General features: G+C 64.9%; 9 protein-coding genes and 1 pseudogene. 6 read left to right on the forward strand and 4 right to left on the reverse strand.

What is annotated here, in order from left to right; genetic code table 11:
* Window positions 1–29 precede the first annotated feature (29 nt).
* The 3 genes from prfA to IEV58_RS17835 all read left to right on the forward strand — a co-directional run bounded on the left by prfA (window position 30) and on the right by IEV58_RS17835 (window position 3,102).
* On the forward strand, window positions 30–1,106 hold the full coding sequence (prfA, locus tag IEV58_RS17825) for a peptide chain release factor 1 (RefSeq protein WP_188411226.1): 1,077 nt from the start codon (window positions 30–32) through the stop codon (window positions 1,104–1,106).
* A complete protein-coding gene (gene prmC, locus IEV58_RS17830; protein ID WP_229729579.1) occupies window positions 1,103–1,981 on the forward strand; it encodes a peptide chain release factor N(5)-glutamine methyltransferase in 879 nt (292 codons plus the stop codon). The genes prfA and prmC overlap by 4 nt, the downstream gene beginning before the upstream one ends.
* A 314-nt stretch (window positions 1,982–2,295) precedes the next feature.
* A complete protein-coding gene (locus tag IEV58_RS17835; protein ID WP_188411227.1) occupies window positions 2,296–3,102 on the forward strand; it encodes a DUF4167 domain-containing protein in 807 nt (268 codons plus the stop codon).
* Window positions 3,103–3,138: 36 nt separating this feature from the next.
* Here the strand turns inward: IEV58_RS17835 and IEV58_RS18300 are convergent, their stop codons facing one another.
* Window positions 3,139–3,789 carry an ArgP/LysG family DNA-binding transcriptional regulator gene (locus IEV58_RS18300; RefSeq protein WP_308791266.1) on the reverse strand — a complete coding sequence of 217 codons (651 nt, stop codon included), beginning with the start codon at window positions 3,787–3,789 and terminating at the stop codon, window positions 3,139–3,141.
* Window positions 3,790–3,941: 152 nt separating this feature from the next.
* A pseudogene (locus IEV58_RS18395) lies at window positions 3,942–4,064 on the reverse strand (LysR family transcriptional regulator); the annotation flags it as partial.
* Between the two features lie 74 nt (window positions 4,065–4,138).
* Between IEV58_RS18395 and IEV58_RS17850 the strand changes: the two are divergent.
* Window positions 4,139–4,762: a LysE/ArgO family amino acid transporter gene (locus IEV58_RS17850; RefSeq protein ID WP_188411232.1), complete on the forward strand. Its 624-nt coding sequence runs from the start codon at window positions 4,139–4,141 to the stop codon at window positions 4,760–4,762.
* On the opposite strand, the gene IEV58_RS17855 is transcribed toward IEV58_RS17850, so the two are convergent.
* Entirely contained in the window at window positions 4,749–5,519 is a 771-nt protein-coding gene (locus IEV58_RS17855) for an MOSC domain-containing protein (protein ID WP_188411234.1), read from the reverse strand. The genes IEV58_RS17850 and IEV58_RS17855 overlap by 14 nt on opposite strands.
* A gap of 138 nt (window positions 5,520–5,657) precedes the next feature.
* On the opposite strand from IEV58_RS17855, the gene clpB reads away from it, so the two are divergent.
* Together clpB and IEV58_RS17865 are read left to right on the forward strand one after the other, a co-directional pair.
* On the forward strand, window positions 5,658–8,255 hold the full coding sequence (gene clpB / locus IEV58_RS17860; protein WP_188411236.1) for an ATP-dependent chaperone ClpB: 2,598 nt from the start codon (window positions 5,658–5,660) through the stop codon (window positions 8,253–8,255).
* A 162-nt stretch (window positions 8,256–8,417) separates the two neighbouring features.
* A complete protein-coding gene (locus IEV58_RS17865; RefSeq protein WP_188411238.1) occupies window positions 8,418–8,867 on the forward strand; it encodes a hypothetical protein in 450 nt (149 codons plus the stop codon).
* Between the two features lie 10 nt (window positions 8,868–8,877).
* On the opposite strand, the gene IEV58_RS17870 is transcribed toward IEV58_RS17865, so the two are convergent.
* Window positions 8,878–10,815, reverse strand: coding sequence for a M23 family metallopeptidase (locus IEV58_RS17870; RefSeq protein WP_188411240.1), 1,938 nt, complete (start codon window positions 10,813–10,815; stop codon window positions 8,878–8,880).
* Between the last annotated feature and the right edge of the window lie 620 nt (window positions 10,816–11,435).

The following is an 11,435-nucleotide window of genomic DNA, read 5'->3' on the forward strand; positions in this document are numbered from 1 at the left end:
TGCCACGCCACTTTGACCCAAGGAACCTGATGCTTCCAACCACCAAACTTGATGCCGTGGTAAGGCGCTTCGAAATGCTCGAAGCCATGCTCGCAGGCAATCCCAGCTCCGACGAGGTGGTGAAGCTTGCCCGCGAGCGGGCGGAGATCGAGCCGCTGGTGGAAGGCGTCCGGGCACTGCGGGTTTTGGACAAGGAGATCGAAGAGCTCGATCAGATGCTGGCCGACAAGTCCACCGATGCCGACATGCGCGCCATGGCGGAAGAGGAGAGGGATGCTCTCGCCATCCGGCATGAGGCGCTGGAACAGGAGGTGCGGCTTCTGCTGCTGCCGCGTGATCCGGCCGACTCGCGGCCCGCCATTCTTGAAATCCGTGCCGGCACAGGAGGCGACGAGGCCGCGCTCTTCGCCGGCGATCTCTTTCGTATGTATGCTCGCTATGCCGATCTCAGGGGCTGGTCGGTGGACATCCTATCCGAGAGCGAAGGAACCATGGGCGGCTACAAGGAGGTGGTTGCTTCCGTCACCGGCCAGGGTGTCTACGGGGCGTTGAAATTCGAGTCCGGCGTTCACCGGGTGCAGCGCGTGCCGGCGACGGAAACGCAGGGGCGCATCCACACTTCCGCGGCAACGGTGGCGGTGCTGCCGGAGGCGGAGGAGGTGGATGTGGAGCTCAATGACGCCGACATCCGCGTCGACACGCTGCGCGCGCAGGGGGCCGGCGGCCAGCACGTCAACAAGACCGAATCCGCGGTGCGTCTCACCCATATTCCCTCCGGTATCGTGGTGCTGGTGCAGGATGAACGCTCACAGCATCGCAACAAGGCGCGCGCCATGGCGCTTCTACGGACCAAGCTGTTTGATGAGGAGCGCGAGCGGAAGGATTCCGCACGGGCGGCGGAGCGCAGGGGGCAGGTGGGTTCCGGCGATCGATCCGAACGCATCCGCACCTATAATTTTCCGCAGGAGCGGCTGACCGACCACAGGATCGGCCTCACGCTCTACAAGCTTACCGAAATCATGCAGGGAAGCGGCCTTGGCGACGTCATCGAGGCGCTGCAGGCGGAAAGTCGCGCCCGCCTTCTCGCCGCCGAGGATGAGGCGTGACGCGCGGTGAACTCCTGGCAGAGGCGCGAGGCATGCTGCGAGGGGCGGGAAATGAGAGCGGCGACGCGGATGCCCGCATTCTCGTGGCCGCCGCACTGGAGATCACAGGCAGCCAGCTGCTGTCACGGCCGGAAGTGGAAGTCTCCGCTGAGCTAACGCAGAGGGCCCGCGACTGGATCGCACGGCGCGCTGGCGGCGTGCCGGTGGCGCGGCTCATCGGCACGCGCGAGTTCTGGGGGCTGCCCTTCGCGCTGTCGCCGGCCACGCTGGTGCCGCGCCCTGACACCGAGACTCTGGTGGAGGCGGTGGTCGAGGCACGGCCCGATCGCAACGCCCGTCTGCGCATCCTCGATCTCGGCACCGGGAGCGGCTGCATCCTGCTGGCGCTGCTGTCGGAATATTGGGAGGCGACGGGTCTGGGGACCGATCTTTCCGAGGAGGCGGTGGCGACAGCCCGCTTCAACGCCGAGGAGCTGGGCTTCGCCGACCGTGCGTTCTTCCAGCGCGGCTCCTGGGACGAAGGCCTGAGCGAGCGCTTCGATGTGGTGGTGTCGAACCCCCCCTATATCCCGAGCAGCACCATCAGCAGTCTGGATGTCGAGGTGCGGGAACACGATCCCGCGCTGGCGCTCGATGGTGGCGCGGATGGGCTTGAAGCCTATCGTGCCCTCGCAGCCCTTTTGCCGGCACGCCTGCTGCCCAATGGCGTCGCGGCGCTGGAGATCGGGATCGGTCAGGAGGCGGCGGTGGGCGCGCTGATGCAGGCCCGCGGTTTCGATGTTACGGCCCGGCGCGACCTTGCGGGCGTGACGCGGGTGTTGGTGCTTTCCAGGCTTTCAGAAAATCCGCTTGGAAATGCGGGATTGAGGAGTTAGTGTCTTTTCGACCGTAACCGATGGTTCCGATTCCCGGCCTCGGGGTTAGCGGCGGGCTTGCCGAACACAGCCACCGTAAATGTTGTGCAGCAGCTTTACGGGCATGCGCGGATAACCCGTGTGCAGGCTACTTTCGGCTTATGAAACCAACAACGCGCTCTTGGATCCGAACTCGATCCTCCCGGCTGTGACCGGGGCCGACCTTCCGGCGAAGTGGTCCGGAGTCATGAGCGTCAGCCGTGGGGCGAGACGTCTTGCAACGCAGATTTGACAACAGGCATGGTGGTGGTGGCGGCGGTTCGCAACAGAAGCGAATGCGTGGACGCAACCGGGGTGGCGGCGGCGGCAAGGGACCCAATCCCCTGTCGCGCACCTATGAGAGCAACGGACCCGACGTAAAGATCCGGGGAACCGCGTCTCACATCGCCGATAAGTACGTGCAGCTTTCCCGTGACGCGCAGGCTTCCGGCGATCCGGTTGCCGCTGAGAACTACATGCAGCACGCCGAGCATTATTATCGGCTGCTGGCGGCCGCGCAGGCCCAGTTCCAGCCCAATGCCGTGATCGTGCGCGCCGATGACGAGCGCGAGGAATATGAGGATTCGGGCGAGGAGTCTGAGGCCGCGGCCGAAGGCGAGAGCGCCGAGAACGTCGATCTCGCCAATGCGCCGCAGCCGACGTTCGGCGAGCCGCGTGAAGGCCGCGAGCGCGATAATGACAACCAGCGCGACCAGCGTCGTGATCGCAATCGCGATGCTGCTGCCGAGGGCCAAGAGGGCGAGCGTCAGCCGGGCCGTGGCCGTGAATGGCGCCGTGGTCGCAACCGTAATGCGCCGCAGGGCGATGAGCAGCCGCAGGCGCCAGCCGCAGCCGCGGGAGATGGGGACGAGCAGTCCGCTCTGCCCGCCTTCATCACCGGCACTCCGGCCGCCAAAGCCGCCGCTCCGGTACCTGCTCCGGCAGCCGAACCTGCAGCTGAGACGCCAGCCGCTCCGACCGCATCGGATACAGAGGCCGAGGCTCCGGCTCCGCGCACACGGCGTCGGCGCTACAGCCGCACCGCCCGCAGCGAGGATGGCGCGGACGCCGCGCCAGCGCGCGACGAGGCACCGGCCGAATAAGCCGGTCACACCAACGACATCAGCAAAAGGGCGGCTTCAGCCGCCCTTTTTGTTGTCGTGCCGCGCGGGCTGATGAAGCGCCGTGCCGGCGGCGAAGCGCACAGCCTCGGTGAGGTGATCGAGAATGCGGACGTTCAGCCGGCTCGCCTGCCAGTGGAGTGGGACGTCGAGCGGACGACCAGGTGCAAGCTCCACCAGCCTGCCGCTCTCCAGATGAGGCGCCGCAAGCATAAGCGGGTTCAGCGCCCAGCCAAGGCCGGCGAGGGTAAAGTCGATGAAACCCTGCGTGGACGGCACCCAACAGGTGGGTGGCTCGATGGTCGCACCGAAGGCCGCTTCCGCCCAGCGCGATTGCAGCCGGTCCCGCCGATCGAACCGCAGCACGGGCGCTGACCTCAGTGCCTCCGGCGTGACGCCATCTGCGAAATGCTGTTTCAGGAACTGTGGAGCAGCGGTCGCCACATAGCGTAGCGCGCCCAGGAATGTCGTTCGGCAGCCCTGAACCGGCCGGGGATCGGCGGTGACCGCGGCCAGCACCTCTCCCGAGCGGAGGCGTTCGGCTGTGTGCTCTTCGTCATCGATGATGAGATCAAGCAGCCCGCCCGTGGTCTCGCTGAAGCGCTGGGCCCTGCGGGAAACCAGCTCGTAAGGCTGTCGGCGTTGATTGCGATGCGCAGGGTGGGGCAACGCGTAGGCGCGGCTTCCCCCAGCTTGGGAAGATCGTCGAGAACCTCCCTCTCCATCAGCTGAACCTGTTCGGTGTGGGCGCAGAGCCTTGCCCCGATGTCCGTTGCCCGGCAGGGCTGCTCGCGCACCACGAGAACAGCGCCAAGGCGCTCTTCCAAACCGCGTATGCGTTGCGACACGGCAGAGGGCGTGATGGAGAGGACAGCGGCCGCACGCTCGAAGCTGCCCTCATTAACCACGGCAGCCAGCGTCGCAAGCGAGGCATAATCGAACACGGGTTCAGTTCTCCTTCACTAGCGTAAGAAAGATTAGCTACCCTAAATCATGGCGATCAGGCAGCAAGGAGGCAATGACATCCTTCGCTTCCGTATTCGCCCAGGGCTTTCTCCTGTCCGCCACGCTGATCATGGCCATTGGCGCGCAGAACATGTTCGTGCTGCGCCACGGCCTGCAGCGCCGGCATGTGGGACCGATCGTTCTCTTCTGCGCCGCTGCTGATGCTGTTCTCATCGCTGCCGGAGTTGCAGGTTTGGGCGCGCTTTTGTCGGCACTGCCCTCGCTTGCCCTCTGGCTGACGTTGGGCGGTGTGATCTTCCTTGGCTCTTATGGCGTGATCGCACTGCGTCGCGCGCTGCAGCCCGGCAGCATGATACCGGGCACGGCGGCGCCGTTATCGCTTGCGCAGGCCCTTGGCACCGCGGCCGGCTTCACCTTCCTCAATCCGCATGTCTATCTCGACACGGTGCTGCTGGTGGGCGCCGTTGGTTCAGGTCAGCCACCTGCGCTGCAGCCTGTCTTTGTGTTGGGAGCCGCCACCGCGAGCTTTGCCTGGTTTGCAAGCCTCGGTTACGGCGCGCAGTTTCTCGCGCCGTTCTTTGCCCGGCCACTGGCCTGGCGTGTGCTCGACATCGTCGTGGGCCTGGTGATGCTGGGCCTCGCGGGAGGCCTGCTTCTGGCCGTCAGGTCGAACTGAGGCGCAACTCATCGCCCAGCTTCAGCTGCCCGTCGGTCACCACATCGGCATAGACGCCGCACACATTATCGCCCGTCAGCTCCCGCAGAACGCCTGTCATGTCGATGTCGCGCTCGCCGCTGGCGGGGTCGACCTCCGTTGCCGCGCAGCGCGTTGTCGTCTTGTAGACTCTCAGCTTGAGGCCCGCTTCGGTGGTGAGCTCGCGGTCGATCCATTGGTTCTCAACCCAAGGCTCCAGCCCGTCCAGATAGAGATTGGCCCGGAAGCGCAGCGGATCGACCGGCCTGCCGATGAAATCCTCGATGGCGCGCAGGCTCGCAAGATTGATGATGGAGACCGCTTTGCGGGACACGTCGGAGAAACTGTGGCCGGGTGAGCGCACGATGCGAAGCTCGCCCTCGCGCCGCGGGCCGCGGTGGTGGTCGAGGACGGCCAGAACGGCTGCCTGTCCTTCTTCGGTCTCCAGGTTTCCTTCCGCCAATATCTCATCTCCGCGCGCCAGCGTCAGGGTCCAGGTTTCGGCGTCGAAGCGGCTGTCGAGCTGCGCCAGGGGCGCATCCTTCATCAGACAAAGGAAAGCTATCTTCGGCAGCCAGGTTGGAACGGTGGGATCAAATCGGCGTTCGCCAAGTTCGACAGCATAAATGCGATCGTGCGGCAGCGTCTGGCCTTCTTCGAGATCCACATGTGCGAGGGCCTCGGCCGAAAGGCCTTTGACGGGATAACGGTAAAGCGCGGCAAGCTTGGCAGCGGACATGAGGCCTCAACTCGTGCGAGATTTTTTCCAGAATCATCGCTACCCCCTTTTGTTGCGGATCTGCAACACCATCTTTTGGGGCGGACGATGGCGCACGTGCCGTGAGGGCGGCGCCACGGGCTGAAAGGACACACGACCATGAACATCGAGAAATACACCGAGCGGGTCCGCGGATTTCTCCAGGCAGCGCAGACGGCCGCGCTTGGCGCCGGCCACCAGCAATTCCTGCCCGAGCATATCCTGAAGGTCCTGCTGGATGATCCGGAAGGCCTCGCCTCCGGACTGATCGAGAGCGCCGGTGGCCGGCCGGCGGAAGCGCGTCTTGCCGTGGAGGCCGCTCTGAAGAAGCTGCCCAAGGTGGAAGGCGGCAACGGACAGCTTTATCTGGCACCCACCACGGCGCGGGTGTTTCAGGCCGCGGAAAAGGCGGCCGAAAAGGCCGGTGACAGTTTCGTCACCGCCGAACGGCTGCTGCTGGCGCTGGCCATCGAAACCGGCACCGAGGCCGGCAAGGCGCTGGCGAAGGCCGGCGTCAACGCCCAGGCGCTGAACGCGGCGATCGAAAAGCTGCGCGCCGGACGCACGGCACAGTCGGCAACGGCGGAAAACTCCTATGACGCGCTGAAAAAATATGCCCGGGACCTCACTCAGGTCGCGCGGGAGGGCAAGCTCGACCCTGTCATCGGCCGCGACGAGGAAATCCGCCGCGCCATTCAGGTGCTGGCACGCCGCACCAAGAACAATCCCGTGCTGATCGGTGAGCCTGGCGTCGGCAAGACCGCCATCGTGGAAGGCCTGGCACTGCGCATCGTCAACGGCGATGTGCCGGAGAGCCTGAAAGACAAACGCCTGCTCGCGCTCGACATGGGTTCGCTGATCGCCGGCGCGAAATATCGCGGCGAGTTCGAGGAGCGCCTCAAAGCCGTGCTGGAAGAGGTCCAGTCAGCCGCCGGTGGCATCATCCTCTTCATCGACGAGATGCACACGCTGGTGGGTGCCGGCAAGGCCGATGGCGCCATGGACGCGTCGAACCTTCTGAAGCCGGCGCTCGCGCGCGGCGAGTTGCACTGCGTCGGCGCGACCACGCTGGATGAATACAGGAAGCACGTGGAGAAGGACGCGGCTCTGGCGCGGCGTTTCCAGCCGGTCTTCGTCTCCGAGCCCACGGTGGAGGACACCGTCTCGATCCTGCGGGGGCTGAAGGAGAAGTATGAGCTGCACCACGGTGTGCGGATTGCCGACGGCGCGCTGGTTTCGGCGGCCACGCTGTCGAACCGCTACATCACCGATCGCTTCCTGCCCGACAAGGCCATCGACCTCGTGGACGAGGCCTCGGCACGGCTCAGGATGCAGGTGGATTCCAAGCCCGAAGCGCTTGACGAGCTCGACCGGCGGATCATCCAGCTCAAGATCGAGCGTGAGGCGCTGACAAAGGAAAGCGATGCCGCTTCCAAGGATCGGCTGGTCAAGCTCAACACCGAGCTCGGCGACCTGGAAGAAAAATCCAGCAGCATGACGGCTTCCTGGCAGGCGGAGAAGGACAAGCTCGGCCGTGTGCAGAAGCTGAAGGAAGAGCTTGATCAGGCAAGGGCCGAGCTTGAGCGCGCGCAGCGTTCGGGAAATCTCGCCCGTGCCGGCGAGATCACCTATGGCGTGGTTCCGAACCTGGAGAAGCAGCTTGCGGAGGTTGAGGCCACCGCCGGTGAGAATGGAGCCTTGGTGCAGGAGACGGTGACGGCGGAAAACATCGCTCAGATCGTCTCGCGCTGGACAGGTGTGCCCGTTGACAAGATGCTGGAAGGCGAGCGGGAAAAGCTGCTTCGCATGGAGGACGAGCTGGCGAAACGCGTCGTCGGCCAGGGCGAGGCGGTGCAGGCGGTGTCCAAGGCCGTGCGCCGCGCGCGTGCCGGCCTGCAGGATCCCAACCGTCCCATCGGCTCCTTCATGTTCCTCGGACCCACGGGCGTTGGCAAGACGGAGCTGACCAAAGCGCTCGCCGCCTATCTCTTCGACGACGAGACGGCGCTGATCCGCATCGACATGTCCGAATACATGGAGAAGCACGCGGTGGCCCGGCTCATTGGCGCGCCTCCCGGCTATGTCGGTTATGAGGAGGGTGGTGCGCTGACGGAAGCCGTCCGCCGCCGGCCCTATCAGGTGATCCTGTTCGACGAGATCGAGAAGGCCCACCCGGATGTCTTCAACGTGCTGCTGCAGGTGCTTGATGACGGCCGCCTCACCGATGGCCAGGGTCGCACGGTGGACTTCCGCAACACGCTGATCGTCATGACCTCGAACCTTGGTTCGGAGTTCCTGGTGAGCCAGCCGGAGGGGCAGGATTCCAGCGCGGTGCGCGATGAGGTGATGACCGTGGTGCGCGCGCACTTCCGGCCGGAGTTCCTCAACCGGGTGGACGAGATCATCCTGTTCCACCGGCTGCAGCGCAGCGAGATGGGCACCATCGTCGACATCCAGCTCGACCGCCTGCGGCGGCTTCTTGAGGATCGCAAGATCACCATCGCGCTCGATGCCTCCGCGCGCGATTGGCTGGCCGAACGTGGCTATGATCCGGCCTATGGCGCGCGCCCGCTGAAGCGGGTGATCCAGCGCGCCGTGCAGGACCCGCTGGCCGAGCTGATCCTCGCCGGCGAGGTCAAGGATGGCGACGAGGTGCCGGTGACGGCCACCGGCGGCGGCCTCATCGTCGGCGGCCGCGCGGTGGAGATCGCCGCCTGAGGTTGACCCTGATCATCGAATGAAGGGCGCGCGGTCTTCACGAAGGCCGCGCCCTTTGTTCTACGGGGTCAGGAATAGGCTCCTCGGAGTACGCTCACCAAGCAGAAAGGACCGTTGCGTTACGCTGATCCTGTCATTTATCAGGACGGATACGGCACCCGCATGACCTGGAAGCTCTTTGCCATCATCTTCGCCATCCTCACGGCGGCGGGATTTTCCGGCGAATGGCGCCCCTTCAGCGATCTCACCATGCTGGAGCTGGTCAACCTTGCCCTGTCTCCGCTCTCCGCACTCGTCATCCTGCTCTATGCCTGGCGGATCCACGTCATGCCCTCGGCGGTGTGGCGCATGTTCGCGGGTTGGAAGGCCATGCTCAATCTCGCGACGGCGGCTTATGCCTCGGTCCTGATCTACCCGCGGCTGGTGCATGCAGGGGAAACCGACGGCGCGCTCATGCTCGGCGCGGGCTTTGCCATGATGCTGGCGCTCCTGTTCCTGGAATGGCTCGGCATCCGGCGCTACGCGGAGATGCGGCAGGACCGGGAGGAAGGACTGGAGGATGAGGCCGATGACGTCGGGGAGAGGGACGAGGTAACGTGCCGCGGGAAATAGCTGAAGAGGCCTACTGCCCCTGTGCCACTCGCTGCGCGTTGGCCGGCTGCAGCAGGGCGTCGATGCGCTGGCGCTCGCCCTGGAAGGCGACCAGATTTTCGCCCGTCAGCTCCTGCTCGCGCGGAACGCGGATGCGGTTGGGGTCGACGAAGCGTCCGTTGACCAGCACTTCATAGTGCACATGAGGCCCGGTGGAGAGACCGGTGGAGCCGACATAGCCGATCAACTGGCCCTGCCGCACCTTGACGCCGGCCGAGATGCCCTTCGCGAAGGCATTCATATGGGCATAGGAGGTCTCATAGCCATTGGCGTGCTGGATACGCACGTGCCGGCCATAGCCGCCGTCCCATTTGGCTGATTCCACCGTGCCGTTGCCGGTGGCATAGATCGGTGTGCCGCGCGGCGCGGCCCAGTCGACGCCGGTGTGCATCTTGGCGGTGCGCAGGATCGGGTGATTACGCGCGCCGAAGCCGGAGCGCATGATGCCGGCGGTCAGCGGCTTGCGCATCAGGAATTTTCGCGCCGAGCGGCCGTTCTCATCGAAGTAGGCCGGCTCGCCGTCATTGCCGAAATAGCGGTAGTAGCGGCGGGATTCGCCGCCGGTGGTCAGCGCGGCATAGAGGACCTCAGGCATGTCGGAGGCCACTTCCGGCTCCGCGTAAACGATCTCCAGATTGTCGCCGGAGGCGACACGCCGCTGGAAATCGACATCGGTCGACATCACGCGGAGGAATTCCTTGACGACATCCTCCGGCACGTCATAGCGAAACGTGGTTTCGTAAAGGCTTTCATAGAGCCGCGCGGTCTGGCGGCCGTCCTCCAGGAGATCGTCGATCTCCGGTCCATCGCTCCCGGCCGCTTCATCCACCGCCACATAGCGCCCCTGGTCGGACAGGGCGACAGCGGACATCAAGGTGCCGCCGTCATAGACGCGAACGCGGGCAGGGCGCTTGGGCCCGTCGGCGGCCTGGTTCATCAGGATCTCGACGCTCTGGCCTTTTTCCAGCGCGATGGTGCCATAGCCGTCGGAGCCGCCGAAGGCTTCGACCACGGCGCGGGTATCCTCGTCATTGGCTCCTTCCCCGCGCAGCACGGCGTCGAGCCGCTGCGGCTCGCTGATCTTCACGGTGCGGACACCGTCCTCGTTGTCCGCCTCCTGGTTGATGCTGTGCCGATTGACCACCATGGTCGTGGCGGCGCTGGCGAGCCCGAGGTTGGGGAAAGCGGCATTGCCCATCTCCATGTCCTCATCCGTGCCGGCCTGGATGGAGGCGAGCTGGATGTTGGAGTGAGAAGCGTTCTGCGCTGTCTGCCGGACGGCCGAGATCACATCGTCGGCGCTGAGGGAGGGATCGCCCGCATCGGTGAAATCCACCGAGGCGAGATCCTTGATCACATAGGAGACGTCACCATCGGCCGAGGATGGGCTCTGGTCGCCCCGGTTGGTGTCATCGCTTTCGGCCATGAGCGCGGCCGCGTTGAAGGCGGGGATCTTGGCGATGCGGTTGGTGGTGGTCAGCGACAGCCGCGTCACGAGGCGAACCACGGGGCGGATGCGGAGGACTTCGCGTTCCCCGACGCGGGTCGCGCTGGTCAGCCGCACCTGCTGCCGGGCCTCCCAGGTCTCATCCGTCGGCATGATCCGGTCGGCCTTGCGCGCTACATTGGTCAGGCGGCGTTCGTGCTGGCCGATCAGCGAGGCATCGGACAACAGCCCATCGGGCGCACCGGCGAGCCGGGTGGTGCCGTCAAGCGCGGCATAGACCGCGCCGCCCATGAGGCTAAGGCCGGCAAGCGCCGTCAGGACCGTCCCCGCCAGCCAACGCAGGCTGACCGGGGTGCTTTCCTCGGCACCGGAGGTCTCGCCGTCCGCCCGCAGCGGTGGCTCGACGCCGAGGTCCACATAATTCCGGTCGAACCGCTGGCGCGGCGCGCGGCTTGTCGGCACGCAGGTCACCTCATCGCTTGGTTTCAGCGAGAATCACGGATGTGAACAGCATCGCTTGCGTTGAGGGTGTAAACCACAGAGGAATATGGCTCAAGTTTGGCCTCGCCCCTTATTCCTGAGGCCTGGGGATGGTTTTCGATCTGAATCGTGAGTGACCCTTCCCTGATCGAAAGGAAAGAGGGCGTCGCCGGCACCTTGGCGCGATCGGTAATAAACTCCCGCGGCCACCTTGTCCGCCTGGCGCGGCGCCCCATAACACGTTGCGAGCAAAGCGAAGTCTTGAGAATGCAGTCTTCGGCCTGTGGATGGGCGAAGGGAATGGCGGGCCTGTCACATGGACGTCACTTTTTTCGAAGAGCGGCGTTGACAGGAGCGGGGGCTGCCCCCTATATACGCCTCATCGACGACGTCGCTGGCGCCGATTTTTCGGCGGGCGGCGGTTTGTTTGCCTCCAAATTCCACGAAGTTCGCTTTGTGGCTTCTCACTTAGGTGGGAAGGGAGTATGGTTTTTGCCCATTTAGTGGGAAGTCCGTTTTGGCGGGCGCTGCTGTTTGACAAGTTCATAGGAAGAAAGAGAAACGTAGGCGGCGTTGTCCTTGCGGGACCGTCCGGTTTTCGG

Origin of the sequence: Agaricicola taiwanensis (genome assembly GCF_014635245.1) — a bacterium.
In the GTDB taxonomy this organism is placed as follows: Bacteria; Pseudomonadota; Alphaproteobacteria; order Rhizobiales; family Methylopilaceae; genus Agaricicola; species Agaricicola taiwanensis.

What these genes read in the sequence shown, in the direction of transcription:
- IEV58_RS17850 (WP_188411232.1), top strand. Translation starts at nt 4,139, where the DNA reads ATGACATCCTTCGCTTCCGTATTCGCCCAGGGCTTTCTCCTGTCCGCC.
- IEV58_RS17855 (WP_188411234.1), bottom strand. Translation starts at nt 5,519, where the DNA reads ATGTCCGCTGCCAAGCTTGCCGCGCTTTACCGTTATCCCGTCAAAGGC.
- clpB (WP_188411236.1), top strand. Translation starts at nt 5,658, where the DNA reads ATGAACATCGAGAAATACACCGAGCGGGTCCGCGGATTTCTCCAGGCA.
- IEV58_RS17835 (WP_188411227.1), top strand. Translation starts at nt 2,296, where the DNA reads ATGCGTGGACGCAACCGGGGTGGCGGCGGCGGCAAGGGACCCAATCCC.
- IEV58_RS17865 (WP_188411238.1), top strand. Translation starts at nt 8,418, where the DNA reads ATGACCTGGAAGCTCTTTGCCATCATCTTCGCCATCCTCACGGCGGCG.
- prfA (WP_188411226.1), top strand. Translation starts at nt 30, where the DNA reads ATGCTTCCAACCACCAAACTTGATGCCGTGGTAAGGCGCTTCGAAATG.